21 protein-coding genes are annotated in these 21,319 nt (G+C 38.3%); 14 read left to right on the top strand and 7 right to left on the bottom strand.

Annotated features, from left to right (window positions below):
* The first annotated feature begins 13 nt into the window (after positions 1 to 13).
* The 6 genes from FERPE_RS02355 to FERPE_RS02380 all read left to right on the top strand — a co-directional run bounded on the left by FERPE_RS02355 (position 14) and on the right by FERPE_RS02380 (position 5,124).
* On the top strand, positions 14 to 2,059 hold the full coding sequence (locus FERPE_RS02355; protein WP_014451082.1) for a chemotaxis protein CheA: 2,046 nt from the start codon (positions 14 to 16) through the stop codon (positions 2,057 to 2,059).
* A 48-nt stretch (positions 2,060 to 2,107) separates the two neighbouring features.
* Positions 2,108 to 2,551 (top strand): chemotaxis protein CheW, encoded by a 444-nt coding sequence (locus FERPE_RS02360; protein ID WP_211204749.1) that lies wholly within the window; start codon positions 2,108 to 2,110, stop codon positions 2,549 to 2,551.
* 1 nt (position 2,552) lies between these two features.
* Positions 2,553 to 2,912, top strand: a complete 360-nt coding sequence (cheY, locus tag FERPE_RS02365) for a chemotaxis protein CheY (RefSeq protein WP_014451084.1) — start codon at positions 2,553 to 2,555, stop codon at positions 2,910 to 2,912.
* Between the two features lie 102 nt (positions 2,913 to 3,014).
* Positions 3,015 to 3,263, top strand: a complete 249-nt coding sequence (locus FERPE_RS02370) for a flagellar biosynthetic protein FliO (RefSeq protein ID WP_280985153.1) — start codon at positions 3,015 to 3,017, stop codon at positions 3,261 to 3,263.
* A complete protein-coding gene (gene fliP / locus FERPE_RS02375; protein ID WP_014451085.1) occupies positions 3,260 to 4,012 on the top strand; it encodes a flagellar type III secretion system pore protein FliP in 753 nt (250 codons plus the stop codon). Before FERPE_RS02370 ends, fliP begins: the two co-directional genes overlap by 4 nt.
* Positions 4,013 to 4,113: 101 nt before the next feature.
* A complete protein-coding gene (locus FERPE_RS02380) occupies positions 4,114 to 5,124 on the top strand; it encodes a cation diffusion facilitator family transporter (protein ID WP_014451086.1) in 1,011 nt (336 codons plus the stop codon).
* Between the two features lie 77 nt (positions 5,125 to 5,201).
* Here FERPE_RS02380 and FERPE_RS02385 read toward each other — a convergent pair whose 3' ends face one another.
* From FERPE_RS02385 to FERPE_RS02395, 3 genes are all read right to left on the bottom strand, one after another.
* Positions 5,202 to 6,953 carry an NAD+ synthase gene (locus FERPE_RS02385; RefSeq protein WP_014451087.1) on the bottom strand — a complete coding sequence of 584 codons (1,752 nt, stop codon included), beginning with the start codon at positions 6,951 to 6,953 and terminating at the stop codon, positions 5,202 to 5,204.
* 20 nt (positions 6,954 to 6,973) lie between these two features.
* Positions 6,974 to 9,058, bottom strand: coding sequence for an efflux RND transporter permease subunit (locus FERPE_RS02390; protein WP_014451088.1), 2,085 nt, complete (start codon positions 9,056 to 9,058; stop codon positions 6,974 to 6,976).
* An 85-nt stretch (positions 9,059 to 9,143) separates the two neighbouring features.
* Positions 9,144 to 9,881 (bottom strand): SDR family oxidoreductase, encoded by a 738-nt coding sequence (locus tag FERPE_RS02395; protein ID WP_014451089.1) that lies wholly within the window; start codon positions 9,879 to 9,881, stop codon positions 9,144 to 9,146.
* Positions 9,882 to 10,138: 257 nt separating this feature from the next.
* Between FERPE_RS02395 and FERPE_RS02400 the strand changes: the two genes are divergently transcribed.
* The 8 genes from FERPE_RS02400 to FERPE_RS02435 all read left to right on the top strand — a co-directional run bounded on the left by FERPE_RS02400 (position 10,139) and on the right by FERPE_RS02435 (position 17,968).
* Complete coding sequence (locus FERPE_RS02400; protein ID WP_014451090.1) at positions 10,139 to 10,603, top strand: YbhB/YbcL family Raf kinase inhibitor-like protein; 465 nt, start codon at positions 10,139 to 10,141, stop codon at positions 10,601 to 10,603.
* Positions 10,604 to 11,088: 485 nt separating this feature from the next.
* The gene (gene thiI / locus FERPE_RS02405) at positions 11,089 to 12,261 is read left to right on the top strand and encodes a tRNA uracil 4-sulfurtransferase ThiI (RefSeq protein WP_014451091.1); all 1,173 of its coding nucleotides are present in this window, start codon (positions 11,089 to 11,091) and stop codon (positions 12,259 to 12,261) included.
* A gap of 40 nt (positions 12,262 to 12,301) precedes the next feature.
* Positions 12,302 to 12,631 (top strand): ferritin family protein, encoded by a 330-nt coding sequence (locus tag FERPE_RS02410; RefSeq protein ID WP_014451092.1) that lies wholly within the window; start codon positions 12,302 to 12,304, stop codon positions 12,629 to 12,631.
* 127 nt (positions 12,632 to 12,758) lie between these two features.
* A complete protein-coding gene (gene fba, locus FERPE_RS02415) occupies positions 12,759 to 13,694 on the top strand; it encodes a class II fructose-1,6-bisphosphate aldolase (protein ID WP_014451093.1) in 936 nt (311 codons plus the stop codon).
* A 63-nt stretch (positions 13,695 to 13,757) separates the two neighbouring features.
* Entirely contained in the window at positions 13,758 to 14,978 is a 1,221-nt protein-coding gene (gene ackA, locus FERPE_RS02420) for an acetate kinase (RefSeq protein ID WP_014451094.1), read from the top strand.
* 123 nt (positions 14,979 to 15,101) lie between these two features.
* Positions 15,102 to 15,818: a FliH/SctL family protein gene (locus FERPE_RS02425; protein WP_372589586.1), complete on the top strand. Its 717-nt coding sequence runs from the start codon at positions 15,102 to 15,104 to the stop codon at positions 15,816 to 15,818.
* A gap of 76 nt (positions 15,819 to 15,894) precedes the next feature.
* The gene (gene fliI, locus FERPE_RS02430; RefSeq protein WP_041263120.1) at positions 15,895 to 17,190 is read left to right on the top strand and encodes a flagellar protein export ATPase FliI; all 1,296 of its coding nucleotides are present in this window, start codon (positions 15,895 to 15,897) and stop codon (positions 17,188 to 17,190) included.
* A 19-nt stretch (positions 17,191 to 17,209) separates the two neighbouring features.
* Positions 17,210 to 17,968, top strand: a complete 759-nt coding sequence (locus tag FERPE_RS02435) for an SIR2 family NAD-dependent protein deacylase (protein ID WP_014451097.1) — start codon at positions 17,210 to 17,212, stop codon at positions 17,966 to 17,968.
* A gap of 2 nt (positions 17,969 to 17,970) precedes the next feature.
* On the opposite strand, the gene FERPE_RS02440 is transcribed toward FERPE_RS02435, so the two are convergent.
* From FERPE_RS02440 to rsmA, 4 genes are read right to left on the bottom strand one after another with little or no spacing between them, the layout of a single operon-like run.
* A complete protein-coding gene (locus FERPE_RS02440) occupies positions 17,971 to 18,831 on the bottom strand; it encodes a bifunctional methionine sulfoxide reductase B/A protein (protein ID WP_014451098.1) in 861 nt (286 codons plus the stop codon).
* Positions 18,832 to 18,869: 38 nt separating this feature from the next.
* The gene (locus FERPE_RS02445; RefSeq protein ID WP_155804081.1) at positions 18,870 to 19,685 is read right to left on the bottom strand and encodes a hypothetical protein; all 816 of its coding nucleotides are present in this window, start codon (positions 19,683 to 19,685) and stop codon (positions 18,870 to 18,872) included.
* Entirely contained in the window at positions 19,594 to 20,439 is an 846-nt protein-coding gene (locus tag FERPE_RS02450) for a Cof-type HAD-IIB family hydrolase (protein ID WP_014451100.1), read from the bottom strand. The genes FERPE_RS02445 and FERPE_RS02450 overlap by 92 nt, the downstream gene beginning before the upstream one ends.
* Before the next feature lie 33 nt (positions 20,440 to 20,472).
* Positions 20,473 to 21,303, bottom strand: coding sequence for a 16S rRNA (adenine(1518)-N(6)/adenine(1519)-N(6))-dimethyltransferase RsmA (rsmA, locus tag FERPE_RS02455; RefSeq protein WP_014451101.1), 831 nt, complete (start codon positions 21,301 to 21,303; stop codon positions 20,473 to 20,475).
* Positions 21,304 to 21,319 lie beyond the last annotated feature (16 nt).

Here is a 21,319-nt window from a genome sequence, read left to right on the forward strand (position 1 = left end):
AGGAGTGAAGGACATGGGAGAGTACAATGAATATCTCAGCGTATTTATCGACGAATCAAAAGAGTATATCCAGCTTTTGAACGAAGCATTACTAGAACTAGAAAAGAACACTTCTGATGTTGAACAAATAAACAGGGCCTTCCGTGCGTTGCATACCCTAAAGGGTATGGCTGGAACTATGGGGTTTGAAAGACTTGCAAAGTTGTGCCATAGAATGGAAAACTACTTAGATGCGGTAAGAAGCGGGAAGGTAGAAATTACTAGCGATGAACTTGACTATTTGTTTGCCGGTCTCGATATGATAGAAAAGATGTTGAAAGCTATTGTTGAACACGGGTCAGATGAACTGGACGAGAGCAGTGAGGGGCTTGTAGAAGTGTTTGAAAGAATTGCAAAAGGCGAAAAGGTAGAAAAGAGCGGTAGAAAAATTGACAAATCCGAGTTTGGAGAGGTAAAGGAAACGAAGGAAAAGACATCAGCTGAAACGAGCACAAAAGTGTTTACAGAAAGTTTCACTCAAGAGGTTTTAAGAGATGTATTGGAAGAAGCTGAAAAAAAGGGTGTACCTGCATATCATATCGTTGTAAATCTCCAAGAGGGCACGCAGCTTAAATCAGCAAGAATGTACATGGTATTCCACGCACTTGAAGAAATAGGTGTTGAGATAGTTCACTCTATACCACCTGTTGAGGATATAGAGAATGAAAAGTTCGATTTAACTGTAGAATTGATAGGTATTGGTAACGTACCGCAGGAAAAGATATATGAAAAGATAATGGGTGTTTCAGAAATCAAAAGTGTTATTGTCAAACCACTGAAAATTGAAGAAAAGAAGAAAGAAACAGCAGTTGGTAGTGAAACTAAGGAACCTGAAGAGCAAAGTGTTAAAGAACAAAAGAGAACAAAGATTACGCAAACAGTGAGAGTCGATACGGAAAAACTCGACACATTGATGAACTTGATGGGAGAGCTTGTTATTGCAAGAAGTAGGATAGCAGATATTCTGAAAAAGTACAACATCAAAGAAGTGGACGAATCATTGGCTCAACTTAGTAGAATAACTTTGGACTTACAGAACATTGTCATGAAAGTTAGAATGGTACCTATCGAATTTGTTTTTAACAGATTCCCAAGAGTTGTTAGGGACTTAGCAAGAAACTTAGGTAAGGAAATCAATTTTATCATGGAGGGTGAAGAAACAGAACTTGATAGAACTTTTGTTGAAGTTATAGGAGATCCTCTTGTTCATCTCATTAGAAATGCCATCGACCATGGTATAGAAACAAAAGAGGAGCGAATTGCTTTAGGAAAACCTCCAATAGGAACTGTTAAACTATCAGCACGGCACGAGGGCAACAATGTTGTTATTGAAGTCGAAGATGATGGAAGAGGTTTGAACCGCGAGAAGATATTGAGAAAAGCTATCGAGAGAGGTTTAATAACCGAAGAAAAAGCAGCTACGCTACCCGATGAAAAAGTTTTTGACTTCATATTCCTACCGGGTTTTTCAACGAAAGATCAGGTGAGCGAACTCTCCGGTCGAGGCGTTGGAATGGATGTGGTTAAAAACACTATAGAGTCTTTGAATGGTTCGGTTTCCATAGAGAGCAAACCTGGAAAAGGAACAAAGGTAACTATACGCTTACCACTTACATTGGCGATAATCCAAGCATTACTCGTTAAGGTTAACAATTACGTCTATGCTATCCCTATCTCCATTATTGATAGCACATTAATCATTAGTCCTGAGGAAATAAAAGTTGTTCAAAACGAGGAAGTCATTGTTATCAGAGGAGAAGTGATACCGTTGATAAAGCTATGGCATGTGTTTAACTTCCCACATGAAGAAACCCCGAGTGAAATGAAAGTAGTTGTTGTAAAGCATGGCAACAGAAAATATGGATTAACTGTTGATACGCTTATAGGTCAGGAAGATATAGTCATCAAATCTCTTGGAAAGATTTTCAGCGATGTGAAGATATTCAGTGGAGGAGCCACACTTGGTGATGGAAGCATTGCATTGATATTGGATGTGGCAAATATTGTAGAGATGGCATAATAGAAGTTGGTGGAAGAGTATGTGAACGGTCTTAAGGGGGTGAATATCGTGGCAGATAATATGGAATTTGAAGTTCTTGTTTTCAAAGCACTTAATCAAGAGATGGCAATCGGTGTTGAAATGGTTGAAATAGTTATAGAGAAAACCGAAATAACACCAGTTCCAAGAGCCAAGAAGATAATTGAGGGTGTGATTAACTTAAGAGGAAAGATTGTTCCGGTAATAAGTCTCCCAATGTTGCTTGCCAATGAGAGTAACACCGAATACAAGAAAATAATAATTGCCAAGGTAGAGGACGTTGAATTCGGACTTATGGTCGATGAAGTTGTTGGAGTTATGCGAGTAAGAAGCGAAGAACTTGAAACTAACCTTGGCAAGATGAATACTTATGGCAAAAAAGCAAAAGGGCTCATAAAAAAAGACGCACGTTTGATAGTATACCTCAATTTAGAAGAAATAGTTAAAGAAATTGTAGGGTCGGAGGTGGCATAAGATGGCACGTATTTTAGTTGTTGATGATGCAGCTTTCATGCGCATGATGTTGAAGGATATTCTCACAAAGGCAGGTCACGAAGTTGTTGGAGAAGCTGCTAACGGAGTTGAAGCAGTGGAAAAATATAAAGAGCTTAAACCTGACGTTGTTACCATGGATATCACCATGCCCGAAATGAATGGTATTGATGCTATCAAAGAAATTAAAAAGATAGATCCAAACGCTACGGTTATTGTCTGTAGTGCAATGGGACAACAAGCAATGGTTATAGAAGCTATTCAGGCCGGAGCCAAAGATTTCATAGTTAAGCCATTCCAACCCGCAAGGGTAATTGAAGCGGTTCAAAAAGTACTTAAGTAGTTTTAAATACATTTTATCTAAGGAGAGAGGAAAATCGGAGGACTTGGTGGTTTCTTAATAGGTCTGATTTCTATAATAGCGATACTCTTTGGTACTTATTGGATATTAAAAAAAAGGCTCCCCAACGCAGTTGGGGGGCGCTTTGCTAAAGTGATTAGCAGAGTTTACTTGGATAGAAATACGTCGTTGGTACTTGTTAGAATATTGAAAGAATACTATGTTATCTTGATAAGTCAGAACCAAGCGACAGTTGTAAAAAAGTTGGACACAATTGAAGAAGGCGAAATAAGTTCTGAGATTGGCTCAAATTTTGAGACCATCCTTCAAAGATTTGTTGGTGGTAAGAAATGAAAAAGATAGCTACCTTGCTTTTCATTTTGATGCTGACCACTTCTTTCTTTCCTCAAGACGAGGTACCTATTCCTGGTATACGTATCCAAGTTACTCCTAATCAATCTCCTCGTGACCTTGTAGCGACTTTGGAAATACTTTTGGTGTTGACGGTGCTTACCTTAGCACCGAGCATTCTGATGCTTTTTACCTCTTTTACGAGGATAATAATTGTTTTCTCTTTTGTGAGAAATGCTTTGGGTACAAGGCAGGTGCCACCGAACCAGGTGCTGATAGGTCTCGCACTCGTTTTGACATTTTTCATAATGCAACCCACATGGAATGAGATAAACACAAATGCTCTGCAACCGTATATGGATGGTAAGATAACCTATGAAGAGTTCTTTTCGCGAACAATGGCGGCTGTTAGAAAATTCATGATTAGCGAGCTTGTTAACCACCACAACGAAGACAACGTGTTCGTTCTTGCCAAAGCCCTCAAGCAAGATGTTCAGAAGATTGAAGACGCTCCAGATTCGTTGCTAACATCGGCGTTCGTGTTGGGTGAGATAGAAATAGGCTTCAAAATGGGTATTCTAATATACGTACCTTTCATAATAATAGACATGGTGGTAGCAAGTATTCTTCTTTCGCTTGGTATGATTATGATTCCTCCGGTTTTAGTTTCTCTTCCCTTCAAAGTACTCATATTCGTTTTAGCAAATGGATGGGAGTCCGTTATTGTGAGCCTTGTTAAGAGCTTTGGTTGATTTTTACATGAATTCAACCAATGCTTTGGCCAAAAAATATGACTTTGTCAAAAACTTGTTTCTGAATATTGTAATATTGTAACTATGAGGGAGCAGATTGTATGGTAGAAAAAAGTAATCCAAGGAAACTTAAGGAGCAAGGACATGCTGGGGCAAAACACAACCCACACCAAGAAGATACTCATTTGCACAAACATCCACATGATTACATTCACAAACATACCAACATAGAGGTAGAAATAGATGTGGCCCGGTTTACATTCGTTGTGATACTAAACCTTGGAATAACTTTGGTAGAATTTGTTGGTGGTATTATCGCAGGTAGTTTAGCACTAATTTCAGATTCTGCCCACAATTTTGGTGATGTACTTTCTTTAATGCTTTCTTACGTGGCTGAAAGAATTTCGAGAAAGCCAAAAAACTACAAGAAAACTTTTGGATATAAACGTGCAAACATAATAGCTGCATTTTTCAACTCAGCTACACTTTTGATCATAAGTGGATTGCTTACAGTGGAAGCAATTCGCAGATTTTTTGAACCAGTATCATCGATAAAGACTAACGTCGTTTTAGTTGTCGGAACCATTGGACTTATCGCGAATTTTTTGAGCATGATGATATTGAAAAAGTGGTCCAAAGCAAGCTTGAATATAAGGTCCGCATATTTGCACATGTTAATGGATTCTTTGTCATCTATAGCAGTTCTTATAGGTGCTGTATTCATAAAGTTTTATGGGTTGAAATTCTTAGATTCGATTGTAACCATTTTGATAGCGCTGTATGTAGTCAAAGAAGCGATTGAAATCTTTAGTGGTTCTCTATCGATTCTTATGGAAAGTACTCCTGTGGGTTTCAATATTGAAAGTATTAGTTCTCAACTGTTGCGAAACCCCGTGATAAAAGATATCCATCATGTTCATATCTGGGCACTTGACGAAAGGAGTATTCTTTTTGAAGGACATGTCAACCTTAGGGAAGATGTAAAAGTAAGTGAGACAATGGACATATACAACGAAATCAAATCGGAACTTGAAAAGTTTGGTATTAATCATGTCACTATTCAGTTTGAGTACAACGGTTGCAAAGGCAATGGATTAATCTCGTGTTCCTAACAGCAAAATTGTGTTAAATACAATCAGGAGGGTTTAATACCCTCCTGATTTTTTATTTTAAATTATACGTTTGTTTTTCACTTTCTTTTGTATTCCCTGTATCCATTCGTTATAGGTAGCCTTCTATCCTTTCCGAAAGCCCTTTTTCTAACTTTTGGCCCTGGAGGCGTTTGTCTGCGTTTGTACTCGTTTATATTCACCATTCTTACAACCTCTCTTACGATTTTTTCTTCAAACCCAAGGTTTACAATTTCTTCAATACTCATGTCTTCTTCTACGTAAAGTTCCAATATTTGATCCAATATTTCATAAGGTGGAAGCTTGTCTTGGTCAGTTTGATTTTCTCTCAGTTCCGCACTTGGTGGTTTTATGAATACCCTTTGAGGTATAATTTCTCTTCCGGCCTTTTGATTCACATACTCGCTCAGTTTGTAAACCATCGTCTTATATACATCTTTGATTACAGCATATCCGCCAGCTGTATCACCGTACAAAGTAGAATACCCCGTTGCACTCTCACTTTTATTGCCCGTTGTTAAGACAAGCCAACCAAATTTGTTTGAAAGTGCCATAAGGATAACTCCGCGGATTCTTGCTTGCAAGTTTTCTTCAGTAGTATCGAATGGTAAGTCTTTAAAAATAGGTTTCAAAGTTTCAAGAAATGTTTCGTATACCTCTACAATAGGAATTGTTAAGAATCTTATTCCTAGATTCTCTGCCAGCAACCTTGCATCTTCTTTACTGTGTTCTGATGAAAATGGACCAGGCATAGAAACACCTATCACATTTTCTTTGCCTATCGCATCAACTGCGATGCAAGCAACCAAAGAACTGTCTATACCACCGCTAAGTCCGATAACTGCCTCTTTCATTCCATTTTTCCTCATATAGTCTCGTAGGCTAATAACCAACGCGTTATAAACCTCCTCAACTTCTGGAAGTGCAGGTTCTGTGCGGTTAGTTATTTCCTTTCTTTGAGTTTTAGCTTCGAAAGGTATTGTGACAATTTCCAAGGTTTCTAAATCTTCTTTTGTAACCAAGAGTTTATCCTGCCTTCTTCTTGGGTCTTTTAAACGTGCCTTGTTTACCCCTTCAATATCGACATCAACCACAAGCAAATCTTCTTCAAACTGTTTTCCTCTAGCTAAAACTTTGCCTGATTCATCTAATACAAGGCTTGCACCGTCAAAGACGAGTTCGTCCTGACCACCGACAAGGTTTACGTATGCCACTATCGCCAGGTTGTCGTTTGCCCTTGTCGAGAGCATTTTTTCTCTCCATTCGAGCTTCTTTTGGTAGTACGGTGAAGCTGAGATGTTTGCCAAAATCTGTGCGTCACCGTAAAGAGCCTCAGCACGTGCTGGTCCACCAGGATACCAGATATCTTCGCATATGGTTATTCCCATTCGCACATCGCCGAATTGAATTACTAAGGCCTTGTTACCCTTTTGAAAGTACCGCATTTCGTCAAAAACACCATAATTAGGCAGGTAGTTCTTATGGTACTTTGCAATAACTTTACCGTCGTTTATTACAGCAGCCGAATTGTAAATATCACCGTCCATATCAACGAACCCTACAACCGCAATGAGTGACTTTGGCACATATTGTACAATTTCTTCAAGAGCTTTTATATTGTCTTGAATGAAGTGAGTTTTGAACAATAAATCTTCAGGCGGGTAACCTGTTATCGACATTTCAGGGAAAAGCAAAACATCTGCATCATATGATACAGCCTGCTTTATAAACTCAATAATTTTTTGCTTGTTTCCTTCTATATCACCAACTGTTGTGTTTATTTGTGCCAAAGCAATCCTTACATTTCTCACAAAACTCCCTCCTTGTATACTCATCTTTCAGCATCTAGATCTTCTTCAACTTCTTTGGTTCTTCCCAAGGATAAAAGGAATGGTAAAACAGTTAGAGCCAGCACAGCGGCAGTTGATATACCCAACGACACAAGAATCGCTATCCTTTTAAACATGGCTAACTCTCCTCCAAACAGTAGTGTCAAAAAACCACCAACAATACCGAATGCATTTCCTAATATCGCGGGACCTACGTTTTTTATTGAGCTGAAAATATTTTTAGTTTTGCCATAATCGTGACCAACATGTATAGAATAGTCAATGGCAAGGCCTATAATGATGCTTGAAGTCAACGCGGTTGATATTTCAAGCTTCATCCTGAAGATAGCCATATAAAAGAAATTTAGAATGGTAGCGAAAACAACAGGAGAAATTAGTTTTATGGACTCTGTGAAGTCTTTAAACACAACAACAATTGTTACAAATACGATGATTAAAGATGCAACTAAACTTTGAATCTGACTGGTGAGTATATTATCGTTAACCGCCTTCCATATAAAGGGAGTTCCTGCAAGGTAGTAATTGTAGTTGTACTTCTTCATAACTTTGTCGATGATTTTTGTAACCTTTTCCAAATTATCTGCTCCTTCTGGTGAAAGGTTTATCGAAATTCGTATTGTCTTCGCATCTGCAATGTAGTATCTCAACAAAGGTTGAGTTCGTGAAGCCAAAATGAGGGCCGTAATGGGAACGTTCCTAGGGAAATCGACACTACTAACTTCAGAATATTGCGAGAGCTCAGCAATTATTTCGTCTATATTTCTGTCGTCAAACGGTAGAAATATACCTTCTTCTTTTTCCAATACCAGGTAGATAGCATCTTTCATACCAAAGTTATCTTCTAAAAGCTTGTAAGCCTTCGTTATTTCTGATTTCTTTGAAAAATAATCTGTACTCGTCAAACCTACCTTAATAGAGGGTATTAAAAAGAACGATAGACCAACTAAAAAGATAACGGCAAATAATATGCCCATAGCTGGTTTGCTGCCTATGTACTTTATTCCAAAGGACTTAGGTTTTCTTGATGCTCTTCTATGCGCGCGCGATAACAATTCATCACCAACTGTTACGGTAAGTAAAAAGTCTATGAAAAGCCCCAAGGAAACGAGAAAACCAAATTCTCTAAACGCTGGTATCTTCACAAACAAAAATGATAAGAAACCGACAGCCGTTGTGAACATTGAGAAGAATATAGGAGTTGAAATATGCTTACGAACATTGACTTCGGTTCTGAAAATTGCATTGTAATAATGCAGAGGATAAGCTGAACCGATAATTATTAAAAACGATGCTGTCATCGATGTGAGGATATTTAGAACTCCTCCGAACGCAAAATGAATAGCATATGTGTAAATCGAAGCCATTATTGGTACGAGGAGTGAAACTATAGTTGCTCTTAAAGATTGCGTTTGATAAAAGAAAATAGCAAATATAACTCCAAACATCAAAATGGGATAGAAAAACATTGATCTCTTTAGCTCGTCAAAAAGCTTATTGTTTACAGAAGCTTCGGACAAAACAACTACTGGCTCATTTTTAAGAGCATTTGTAATTTTCCTGACGATAGGTTCAACTTGCCCGTCTATAGATATCATTACCAAAAACAGAGCATATCTTCCATCTTTGGATATAAAACTTCGATATTCTTTTGGCAGATTTTCTAAGTCCAGAGCGTCATTTTGTATATATGCCTCGGCTCCTGGGTAGTTCAATATAGATATTACAGTCTGAACATTTTCAAAATTCTCAAGTTTTTTGTGTAACCTTCTTAAGTCCTTCAAGCTTCCTGGTTTATCAAGTCTTGCAGTAGCTTCATAAATTACTGTTACCCTTGCCTTATCACCAAATTTAAGACTCATACGCACAAGGTTTTGAACCGAAGGGTCATCTATCTCCGTTATAGGCTTACCTGGTTTGTAGCCCGGTAAAAATGTTTCAATTCTAGTTTCAATTTTTGCATTATTTAGGATGATGATAACGGAAAGTACTAAAATCAGAAGGCTGATAATGGTAAACTTGTATTTGGCTATATAATCCAAAAAAGTAAACCCTAAGTTTTTTCTCACCTTGTTTATCACCTCTCCAGCGAGCAAATATTACATATTCAATCAAAATTGTTTAAAGAACAGAAGGAACAGGTCTCAAAAGTGCTTAGATATAAATCATTTTCTTCGTCATTCCGCCATCAACTACGAAATATTGTCCGGTAATGAAACCGCTTTTTTCTTCATCTACAAGGAACAGTACTATTTCTGCGATATCAGAAATGGTTCCAGCACGCCCAGTTAAATGTTGTGCATGTTCTTTCTCAGAAATTACCTCGCCCTCATGCAAAATCCAACCAGGACATATTGCATTAACTCTTATTTTTGGTCCTAATGAATTAGCCAGCGCGTGCGTAAGACCTAATATTCCTGCTTTCGATGCACTGTAAGCTTCGTTACCCGGTTCGGACATCAATGCACGGGTTGAGGAAATGTTTACTATAGCTCCTCTACCTGCTGTTTCAAGTATGAGTGGTACCCCAAACCGCGCCATCAGGAAGTACCCTGTCAAGTTCACATCTATAACTCTTTTCCATTCGGAAACAGAGAGGTCAAGAAAATTTTTGAATCCCCCTATCGCAGCGTTATTGACGATCGCATCCAGTCTTTCGAACCTTTCCTTGAGCAGTATGTAAAACTCACTTACTGAATATTCATCAGATGTATCTCCGTGGTATAAAAATACTTTCTCCTGATCCTTAATCGGAAAATTCTCAAGAGCTTGCTTATCGTAATCTATTATACCGACCCTCCAACCAATTTCGAGAAATTTCAAAGCAATTCCCTTTCCTATGTTTTTTGCACCACCGGTCACAACTACCACTTTTTGGTCATTGCTCCTCATGCTCTCACCTCAACCTTTTTTGATTTGGATCTTGTTGATTTACAAAATTATTATATCATTCATCACCGAAAGTGGTATAATTTTAGTAAGGAATAATACTTTGGTATATGGGGAAGGTGTTTCCCATGAGGTCCACGACTACGGCTAACAGGCTACCAATATTGTTGCGTGTAGCTGTGATATTTCTTGTAGCTACTCTAGTTATTACTTCGTTTCTTATATTACGTTCAGGATTGCAAAAAAAGGAGGTGAAACATATGGTGGTTTCCTCTGTTTTTAAAGACAAAGAATTCATACCTAAGAAGTATACGTGTGAAGGACAAGATGTCAATCCTGAACTGGTAATTTCTAATATCCCTGATGGTGCAAAAACAATAGCTATAATTTGCGACGATCCTGACGCACCAATTGGTACGTTTGTTCACTGGGTACTTTGGAATTATCCAGTGAATGGTCCAATCGTAAATATTCCAGAGGCCCTTCCAAAAGTTGAGAAACTTCAAAACGGAGCTATGCAAGGATACAATGACTTTGGAAAAGTTGGGTATAACGGACCATGTCCACCAAAAGGTCATGGTGTACACCACTATCATTTCAAAATTTACGCCGTTAACTCCCTTATAGAGCTGAAGGGAAAAGTTACAAAAAAAGAACTAGAAAAAGCGTTGAGTGGTAGAATCCTTGCACAGACAGAAATAGTGGGATTGTATGAAAGGAAATAGTATTAAAATCTCTGGTAAATTCCACCAATAAACTTTATTAACGTAATCGGTGTTTAACCTTAGATTGTGAAATTCTAGTGTACTATCAATCTTGAAACGAAATAGAACTGAAGATAATAACCTACAAGCCCTACGGATACTTGCCCAATATTTGATTTCAAAGAAACTGGTCTACTCTGTAAAGATCGATAAGCTCCTAAAATCCTCAACTCAAAGTAAGTGTCTGAAAAATTTCAGGAAATGGTAATCAATCTTGCAGTACCCTCAAGTGTACATAAAGCCACATCCCTTCATAAGGATTATTAGGTTGTGCTCACAAATTTTTAGGCATTTTACCTACATAAGCCATTCAACACGTATATTCCAAAGTAGTTTTCCTTAGGTTGTTGTTAGAAAGATTGTCAGGAATCTTTTCAACGGTTAGAATACATGTTAGAATTAATATTGTGTTCATTTTCGAATAAAGAACAAACTGGAGGTATTCTATGGAAACAGTCGTAGTTGTAAGGTATTCTGAGATAGGACTAAAAGGGAAGAACAGAGAATGGTTTGAAAAAAAGCTTATTGACAATATTTTGAAAATTGTCAAACCAGCCGCAGTGAACAAAAGGTATGGAAGAATCATTGTTAGAATTGGTAGGAATAACGCAGATTTGATTTTGGAACGATTGCATTATGTATTTGGAATTCAAAACTACAGCCTAGGGGTTTCCGTTGGGCATGACTTAGAGGAACTAAAGCAAGTTGTTCTCGATTTAGCTAAGAAACATGTGAATGAGGGGTTAAAAACGTTCAAAATTAACGCACAAAGAGGATACAAAGATTTTCCTATGACCAGTCTTGAGATAAACCGAGAGTTTGGGGCATATGTACTTCAGGCTTTCCCTCACTTGAAAGTCGATGTTCATAATCCCGAATTCGAGATTGGAATTGATGTTAGGGAAAAAGAAATATTCGTTTTTTCTGGAAAAATCCAGTCGTCTGGAGGGCTTCCTGTTGGAGTATCTGGAAGGGCTTTATTGTTGCTGAGTGGAGGAATCGATAGCCCTGTTGCAGGATGGTATGCAATGCGCAGAGGACTTGAACTTCAAACCGTTACCTTCCTGAGTCCACCACTTACAACTGAAAAATCGGAAGAAAAAGTTCTTAGTGTTGGAAAAGTGCTCAGCAAATACCTACCAAACGGTCTGCGAATGTGGATAGTCCCGCTAACAGAGGTTCAAACTTACATAAAGGAAAATGCACCTGACGAATATTCACTGATACTGCAAAGACGGTCTATGATGAGAATTGCAAGTATGATTGCACGTAGAGTGAAGGCAAAGGCAGTTATCACAGGTGAAAACCTTGGTCAGGTTGCTAGTCAAACGATAGAAAATATGGCAGCGATAGAAGAGGCAAGCTCGCTAATTGTGTTAAGACCTCTTGTGGGATTTGATAAAGTGGAAATAACTAACAAAGCAAAGGAGATAGGAACCTTTGAGATATCAATTAAACCTTACATTGATAGTTGTGTCGCATTTGCCCCAAAGCATCCGGCGACAAGGTCCAACATAAATGAACTAAGGGAAATCGAAGCAAAATTAGGGAAGCTACATGAATTGGAGTTCGAAGCATTTAAATCTCGAAAAAGTTACAGAATAGTAAGTGAGGAGTGATAGAGGATTAGTATTACCTTATCTGAAAGGAGGAAAGAAGATGCCTGAATTCTCAAATGCATTCAGTGGATTAAAAAATGATAGAAAATTAACAAAGGAAGAGTTGATAAGAGCTATAAGGTTTATGATAGCGGCAGAATATGAAGCTATTCAACTTTATACCCAGCTTGCCGAGTCAACTGACAACGAATTGGTTCGCAAAGTTCTTCTAGACATAGCGGATGAAGAAAAGGTGCATGCTGGAGAATTTTTGAGATTACTTATGGAGCTTGATGATAAGGAATTTGAGTTCTACAAAGAAGGGTACGCAGAAGTTGAGGAAGAAATAGAAAAGCTCAATAAGAGGAGACAACCGAAAAAGAAATCGTAAACTCAAACAGGGGACGTTTATCATTGCGTCCCCTTTTTAACTTCTTATTTTTCTCAACTTATGATATAATTCTTTTAGATTTTAAAGTTCCTAATACGAAATTCTGAAGACGAAAGGAGTGGAACTTATGTACGTGAACACGAAGGACATTTTGGAAAAAGCTAGCAAAGAGTACTACGCGGTTCCTGCTTTTAACATCAACAACATGGAGTTTTTCCATGCAATACTTGAAGGTGCATTGGAAAAAAGAGCGCCACTTATCATTGAAACAAGCGAAGGTGCGATAAAATATGCAGGAAACGGGGACATATTTAAGGGTGCACGATATTTCGTTGAGTTGGTAAGATTATTTGCCGATAGTGTTGATATACCGATAGCGCTCCACCTTGACCACGGTAAGCATTTTGAGTATATAATAGCAGCGATAAAGGCAGGATATTCTTCGGTTATGATTGACGCTTCTGAAAAGCCTTTTGAGGAAAATCTTAAGGAAACTAAAGAGATAGTAAAAATAGCGCATGCAGCAGGTGTTTCTGTCGAAGCCGAGCTTGGACAACTCGCAGGTGTTGAAGATAACGTAGTTGCTGCTGAGTCCGTGTTGGTAGATCCTGAGCAAGCAAAGATATTTGTCGAAGAGACGGGCGTCGACTTCCTGGCTCCAGCAATTGGAACGAGCCACGGCGCATTCAAGTTCAAAGGTGAAGCAAAGCTCGATTTTGAAAGACTCAAAAAGGTTAAAGAACTGACAAAAATTCCACTTGTTCTCCATGGTGCCTCGAGTGTTTTGCCAGAATACGTGAAGATGGCAGAGGAATACGGAGCAGACTTAGGCGGAGCAAAGGGTGTACCCGAGGACCAACTTAAGAAGTGCGTTGAGCTTGGTATAAACAAAGTCAATACAGATACGGATTTAAGAATTGCCTTTATCGCAGGACTTAGAAAGTTCCTAAAAGAGAATCCAAAAGAGTTCGATCCAAGGCATTACTTAGGGGCAGGTAAGAAATTAGTCAAAGAAGTTGTTATGAACAGACTTGAATTCCTTGGAGCAGCCGGGAAAGCATAATCCCAACTTCCTGAAATGAGAATTTGTGCTTAACTTTTAAACACATACAGAGGAGGGATCCAAGTGCGAGTCTTGGTTGTTAACTGTGGGAGCTCGTCGATAAAGTATCAGTTCCTTGATATGGATACAGAACAGGTACTGTGCAAGGGACTTGCGGAAAGAATAGGAATCCCAGGAAGCAGAATTGTTCACAAGAAAGATGAGCAAAAAGTTGTTATTGAAAAGCCAATGAAAGACCATGAAGACGCTCTCAAATATGTACTTGAACTGATAGTTGACGAAAAGGTCGGAGGAGTAAAAGACTTGAGTGAAATTGATGCGGTTGGTCACAGAGTTGTCCATGGTGGAGAAAAGTTCTCAGGCTCAGTTTTGATTGATGACGAAGTGATGAGAGCACTCGAAGAATATTCGTACCTTGCTCCACTCCACAACCCACCGAACATAATGGGTATAAGAGCTATGATGAAACTTTTGCCAGGAGTTCCAAACGTTGCAGTCTTTGATACAGCATTCCATTCAAAGATGCCAGCAAAAGCGTATCTTTACGCAATACCCTATGAATACTACAAGAAATACAAAATCAGAAGGTATGGTTTCCATGGAACAAGCCATAGGTATGTATCAAAAAGAACTGCAGAAATCCTGGGACTTGATTATCAGAAATCCAAAATCATAACAGTTCATCTCGGCAACGGAGCATCCGTAGCAGCTGTTATGAATGGTCACAGTATTGACACATCGATGGGGTTTACTCCACTTGAAGGATTGGTAATGGGAACGAGAAGCGGAGACATTGACCCATCAATTGTGACATTCCTTATGGAAAAAGAAGGCTTGACTGCCGAAGAGGTTTATACAATTCTTAACAAAAAAAGTGGAGTACTTGGCTTAACAGATGGTTTCAGCTCAGATATGAGAGATATAGAAGACAAAGCACTTGAGGGCGACCCAGTTTGCAGACTTGCCCTGGACATTTACGAATACAGAATTGCAAAGTATATCGGCGCTTACGTGGCTGCAATGAACGGTGTTGATGCAATAGCATTTACAGCAGGTGTCGGTGAAAACTCCCCAATAACAAGGAAAGAAGTTTGTGAAAACTACCTTGGTTACCTCGGCATAAAGATAGATGATGAGAAAAACAATGTGAAGGGTGAAGAAAGGATTATAACAACACCAGATTCAAAAGTAAAAGTTCTCGTAGTTCCAACAAACGAAGAGCTCATGATAGCAAGAGATACTAAAGAGATTATAGAAAAAGGTTTAAGGCAGTTGGAATACTAAAAACTGAAGTTCTCTAAACTAAAATTTGCGGTATAATATATATCGGTGACTTGGAAATGTTGGGCACTTACTCAAGTGCCCAACATTCTTTTAAAAAACAACGAAGTAAATTTAGTAAAGAAGGTGAATAAATTGATAATAAAGAAGCGCTATGTTTATCTTGACGCACCATTGAAGATAGAAAACAAAGAGGCAACTTCCACTACCACTGAAGAACAAGTAGAACAAACTAAGGAAAAAGAAAAACAACTCCTTGAAATCGTGGCTAAAGCAAATCGTGAAGCCGAACAGATTGTTTTGGAAGCGCAAAATCAAGCGCAACAAATACTTTTGCAAGCCCAGGAAGAGTACAATAGAATTATCGAAGAAGCAAATCAGAAAGCACTTGTCATTACCAAAGAGGCAGAGCAGAGTGCTCAGAGCATGCTCACGAATTTACAAAATCAGATACAGTATTTGCTTGAAAGTTTTGAACAACAGCTCGATATTTTCTACAATGAATATTGTGAGAAGCTAACATCTATTTCGCTCGTGCTCATTGAAAAGTTTTTAGAAAAGAACATAGACCCTGAGGTTGCAAAAAGAAAAATAGAAAAGATTCTTACACACCTTGCAGGTTCAACAAAGGTTAAAATTCATATTAATCCGAAGGATGCAAAGCTTATAAGTGAAGAAACGTTAGAATATGCAAAATCAAAAGGTTACGAGATAGTATTGAACGACAATGTGGAACACGGTGTTATTGCCGAAACCGAGCTTGGAACAATTGATGCAACTTTGAAATTTCAATTCGCATTACTGGAAGAGATTTTCGACGAAGTATTTAAAAAAGAGGAATGAAAAATTGCCATGAGGGGATAAGAACATTATGACCAATAAAAACGTTAATTTTAAGAAGTGTAATTCATTTAAGTTGATGGAACTATTCGAGGAAAAGGTTAAAGAAATAAATCCATATGAATACATCGGAGAGGTCCAAAAAGTCATAGGCCTTACAATAGAATCGAAAGGTCCAGATGCAGCCTACGGAGAACTTTGTAAAATCATAGTAGGCAATAAAAAGGCGCTTGCTGAAGTCGTCGGATTTAAAGAAGATATGACAGTATTAATGCCATTAGAAGACATAACAGGTTTGAAAAAAGGTTGTGAGGTCATAAAAACTAACAAGACCGTAAGCATACCTGTTGGTGAAGAATTGCGTGGAAGGGTTGTTGATGCACTTGGAAGACCTATAGATGGAAAAAGACTTGTACTTAGAGAGTATCGTCCCATTATAAACGAAGCCCCAAACCCACTTATTCGAAAAAGGATTTTAGAACCACTTCCGGTTGGTGTTCGTGCTATCGATGGCTTTATCACACTTGGAAAAGGACAAAGGATAGGTATCTTCGCTGGTAGTGGTGTTGGTAAGAGTACACTTCTTGGAATGATTGCAAGGAATACAATGGCTGACATAAACGTAATAGCGTTGATAGGAGAGCGTGGAAGGGAAGTTAGAGAATTTATTGAGAAAGACTTGGGAGAAGAAGGTCTAAAACGTTCCGTTGTTGTAGTCTCAACATCAGACCAGCCTGCTTTGTTGAGAATCAAAGCCTTACTTACGGCAACGACTATAGCAGAGTATTTCCGAGATAAAGGCTATGCTGTTATGTTAATGGTTGACTCGTTAACAAGATGGGCGATGGCTCAACGTGAGGTTGGACTTGCTATTGGCGAACCACCTACAACACGAGGTTATCCCCCAAGCGTTTTTGCACAACTTCCTAAAATCCTCGAACGTGCTGGTAACTCTGACAAGGGTAGTATAACTGGTATCTACACGGTTCTTGTTGAAGCTGATGATTTCAACGAGCCTATTTCCGATACTGTTCGTGGTATCGTTGACGGGCATATAATACTCTCTCGTCGCCTTGCTGAATCAAACCATTATCCGGCGATAGATGTACTCATGAGTGTTAGTCGTTTAATGACAGACATTGTAAAACCAGAACATCTTCATGCAGCACGCTTGCTAAGAGATATAATGGCCACATACAATGACGCAAAAGACCTTATAGATGTTGGAGCATACAAAAAGGGAACAAATCCCAAGATAGATAAGGCTATAGAACTCATTGACGAAATCAACAAGTTTCTTAGACAAGGTATTCATGAAAAGATGACGTTTGAAGATACTGTTGAGTATTTATTGTCCATCGCTAGAAAACTTTGATATTTAGGGTGGTAACGTTATGGACTTTGATAAACTGATTGAAAAGTTCTCCGAAGAGCTCAAGAAATCAAAGTTTGTTGTTGCACTCACCGGTGCAGGTGTCAGTGTTCCCAGTGGAATACCGGACTTTAGAAGTCCAAATGGGCTTTACGCGAAATATGGTCAGGATATCTTTGAAATCGATGAGTTTTACAGAAATCCAGATAGGTTTTACAATTTTGCAAGGGAAGGTCTTATACCTATGTTGTCAGCACAACCAAATATCGTTCACAACATGCTGGCAAGGCTGGAAGAAGCGGGAATATTGAAAGGGGTCATAACTCAGAACATCGATGGTTTGCACCAAAAAGCAGGCAGTAGGAATGTTGCAGAAATTCATGGAAGTGTTAGAGTTTGGAACTGTTTGAAATGTGCTAAACGTTACGAAATCCTTGATGATAAGCAAAGAGAGTTTCTGTTATCTACCAATTTCAGATGCTCTTGTGGCGGTTTGCTAAAGCCAGATATAACTTTCTTTGGTGAAATATTACCTATGGATGAGTTTGCAAAAGCTCAGAAATGGGCAGAAAGTAGCGATTTGTTCCTAACTTTAGGCACCTCGCTCGTAGTTTATCCAGCTGCACAATTACCTATTCATGCTCTCAAAAATGGAGCTAAACTTGTAATTGTGAATAAAGGAGAGACACCTCTCGATAGGTATGCAACATTTAAGTTTGATATTGACTTGATCGAATTTTCAAACAAGCTTCTTAAGGCACTTAACATTTCTTTGGATTGAATTCAGAATATCTTTCGCCTGTAATGACAATACGGCACTTTTCCTGTTTTCTCATAATAATCTTGGTGATAATTTTCAGCAAGCCAAAATGTCGAAGCTTTCCTAAGCAGAGTTGCAACCTTGTATCGTTTCTTTAGTTCTTCTATTATCTTTTCAGCAATTTCTTTTTGTCTCTCATTTGTGTAGAATATGGCACTTTTGTATTGCTCACCAATATCAGGTCCTTGCCCGTTTTCTTGTGTGAAGTCGTGAATTTCAAAGAAATACTTTACCAGTTGTTCCTCGTTTATTAAGTTTGGAACGAATATGACCTCTACGGTTTCCAAATGTCCTGTCAATCCGGTACATACTTGTTCGTATGTTGGATTGGGCCAACGTCCACCCATGTAGCCGACTCTTGTATCCACAACCCCATGGAGTTGTTTGAAAAGATGTTCAACGCCCCAGAAACAGCCACCAGCGAAAAACATTCTATCGATAGGTGGTTTTTGCCCTTCTGGTATAAACTTCAAAGAGACTGAATTCACGCAGTGCCTGACATTCTTTTTTGTGAACCCTTCTCCATAAAAGATATGTCCCAGATGAACACCGCAACAGGCACAAATAATTTCCGTCCTTATTCCGTCCTTATCGATTTGCTTAAATATCGCACCAGGAATCTCATCATCAAATGCTGGCCAACCACATCCAGAGTGGAATTTATCAGAAGAATTGTATAGTGGTATTCCGCAATTCTTACACACGTAAATGCCTTTTTCGAAATGGTTTTCGTATTCTCCAGAAAATGGTGGTTCGGTGCCTTTTTCAAAAAGCACGAATCTTTCAAATTCGCTTAGTTCCAGGTTGATGATTTTCTTTTTCATACTTTTTCCTCTCTTTACGCTTTCTTACTTATTACCAATTACCAAGGAACTCGACCGGGAGCAAACCTTCTTTCGAGAGCTTTTTTGGCTTCCAAAATAACAAACTCATCGCTTGAGTAGACAACAACACCGGTGGTTGCAAATGGCTTGTTTATATGTATTTCGCCCTGACTAATATAAATAACTGAGTTAACCAAGACAGCTTTTCTCAAAGTTTCGAGTTCCGGAGGCTTAATAGACCAATACAACTTTGCTGGCACACCGTTTAAGAATAAAAAACCATCCTTATCTTTTGTGATAAAAAGTGCTGAATATCCAAGGTTGCGTAGTAAATTTGCTTTCCCTTCGTCTTCAACTAATACCGGATATGTGAGTCTACGTGTCACGAGTGACGAGATCAAATTTACGTCGATTTTCCCTCTTGCATCAAAAATAGGAATTACTCCCGCAATGGAAAGACCAGTAGAGAACTTTTCATATATATCGGCAGTTATATAGGGAGACTTGTGCACTCTGTAAAAATAATCTTCGTCATCCACACTTAACGTATCAAGTGGACCAACAAGATAATAAGAAAATCCTTTGGATTTTACATACCATCCGACATATTTGCCAACGTCTTGGGCAAGTAGAGTATTTCCAAGACTTCCAAGTGTCAATAAACTTATATCTTCAATAATTTCTTCTAACCTTTGCGTGCAAATCAAACTAGCTTGAACTTTCAACGGCCATAATCTATTTAGATTAGTTGATGTTTCCACGTTAGTTGGAAGATTCAATGCCCCGAAGATACTCAGGGAAAAGGCGAACAAAACTATAAAGAACACCATTTTCTTCATTAGATTTACTAACAAAATCCGCCACCTCTTTTAACTTGTCTACGGCGTTTTCAACGGCAACTTTTGTACCTGCAACTTCGAACATATAAATATCATTCTCGTTGTCCCCAAAAACAACAGTGTTCTTAAGGTCGAAGCCCAAATAATCCGCTAAAAACTTAAGGGCATTACCTTTATTAGCATCAGCAGGGACAATATCCAAAAAGATTGGAAAACTCTTGAAAACATTCGCTCTTCCATCCACAATTTCTTTGAGAGGTTCGATTAAGTTGTCCAGAATACCTTGCTCGGCAATCGCTAACATTTTTATCGGTGGATGTTCGATTGCTTTTAAGTCATTAACTACGTAGTAAGGAACGTCCGCATGTTTTGCATATAACTTTATTTCTTCGTTGTCTTTTTCGCTGTAAAGCTTATCATCGACATATGTTTGAACGTGGATGTTCCTTTGCCTGAGAAAGCCTATAACCTTGTGTACTGTTTCCATATCTAATGTTTTCTCATAAATAAAACCTACGTTTGGAACGTATACAACCGCTCCATTGTAGGAAATTATTGGGAAGATATCCTCACCAAAAACATTTTCCAATAACTTTTTAGCAGATATATGCATTCGTCCAGTTGCAAAAATTACATTATCACCGTTTTCAAGGATGTTTAGTATCAATTGCTTCGTTTCTTGTGGAAATTCATTTTTAGAATTCAGCACGGTTCCGTCCAGGTCAAAGACGAAAGTTTTCGCATTTTTTAGTTTTCGAATATTACTCAACCTACTTCCCTCCGTTCCTTTCGTTTGTTACCTTTAATTCTCATTTGTAAATTTTAACCAAGTTTTCCACAGCATCAGAAATTGTTCCTCACTGAGCTGCTCAGGTCTTGCACTTGATGGAATGTTTGCTTCTTGGATTATCAGTTCTAAAACATTCGTATCTTTAGTTATGGTTTTTAGATTATTGTATATCGTTTTTCTCTTTTGAGAGAAGCTATTGGAAACAAATCTCCAAAAAGATTCAAGTTGTGAACCATCTGCAAATGGGAAAGGTTCTTTCCTTGTAATTTTCAAAACAACACTATCTACTTCCGGATTTGGCACAAATGCACTTTTTGGAATCGTCAAAATTTTTTCTACGTTTGCAACCGTTTGGAGCACAACAGTTAGAAATCCTCTATTAGAGCTACCCGGTTTTTCTAGTAATCTTTCCCCAACTTCCTTTTGCATCATGATAAATAATGCTGAAAATGGTGTAAAAATAAGCCTTTTAAGTATGGGAGCGGTGATGTAATAGGGAATGTTCGAAACACATTTGTATCCACTTGGAAGAAACGACAGGTCAAGTGCTAGGAAGTCGGAGAAAATTAGATGGACATTTGGAAATGTTAATAACCGTTCTTCAAGGATAGGCTTGAGCCTTTCATCTATTTCTATAGCGTAAACCGTTGCACCAGTCTCTGCCAGTGCAACGGTTAAAGTTCCAGCTCCCGCACCTATTTCAAGGACTGTGTCATTCTTGTTTACTTCTGATAATTCAACAATCTTTTTCGCAAAAACTTCGTTGGACAAAAAATTTTGACCCAAAGATTTTTTTAAAGTAATACCATATTTCTTCAAATAATCAGAAGTTTTCAGCTGCAAATTCACCATCCTCTGA

Origin of the sequence: Fervidobacterium pennivorans DSM 9078 (genome assembly GCF_000235405.2) — a bacterium.
Taxonomy (GTDB): domain Bacteria; phylum Thermotogota; class Thermotogae; order Thermotogales; family Fervidobacteriaceae; genus Fervidobacterium; species Fervidobacterium pennivorans.

What these genes read in the sequence shown, in the direction of transcription:
- FERPE_RS02355 (WP_014451082.1), top strand. Translation starts at nt 14, where the DNA reads ATGGGAGAGTACAATGAATATCTCAGCGTATTTATCGACGAATCAAAA.
- cheY (WP_014451084.1), top strand. Translation starts at nt 2,553, where the DNA reads ATGGCACGTATTTTAGTTGTTGATGATGCAGCTTTCATGCGCATGATG.
- fliP (WP_014451085.1), top strand. Translation starts at nt 3,260, where the DNA reads ATGAAAAAGATAGCTACCTTGCTTTTCATTTTGATGCTGACCACTTCT.
- FERPE_RS02380 (WP_014451086.1), top strand. Translation starts at nt 4,114, where the DNA reads ATGGTAGAAAAAAGTAATCCAAGGAAACTTAAGGAGCAAGGACATGCT.
- FERPE_RS02395 (WP_014451089.1), bottom strand. Translation starts at nt 9,881, where the DNA reads ATGAGGAGCAATGACCAAAAAGTGGTAGTTGTGACCGGTGGTGCAAAA.
- FERPE_RS02400 (WP_014451090.1), top strand. Translation starts at nt 10,139, where the DNA reads ATGGTGGTTTCCTCTGTTTTTAAAGACAAAGAATTCATACCTAAGAAG.
- thiI (WP_014451091.1), top strand. Translation starts at nt 11,089, where the DNA reads ATGGAAACAGTCGTAGTTGTAAGGTATTCTGAGATAGGACTAAAAGGG.
- FERPE_RS02410 (WP_014451092.1), top strand. Translation starts at nt 12,302, where the DNA reads ATGCCTGAATTCTCAAATGCATTCAGTGGATTAAAAAATGATAGAAAA.
- fba (WP_014451093.1), top strand. Translation starts at nt 12,759, where the DNA reads ATGTACGTGAACACGAAGGACATTTTGGAAAAAGCTAGCAAAGAGTAC.
- fliI (WP_041263120.1), top strand. Translation starts at nt 15,895, where the DNA reads ATGGAACTATTCGAGGAAAAGGTTAAAGAAATAAATCCATATGAATAC.
- FERPE_RS02435 (WP_014451097.1), top strand. Translation starts at nt 17,210, where the DNA reads ATGGACTTTGATAAACTGATTGAAAAGTTCTCCGAAGAGCTCAAGAAA.
- FERPE_RS02440 (WP_014451098.1), bottom strand. Translation starts at nt 18,831, where the DNA reads ATGAAAAAGAAAATCATCAACCTGGAACTAAGCGAATTTGAAAGATTC.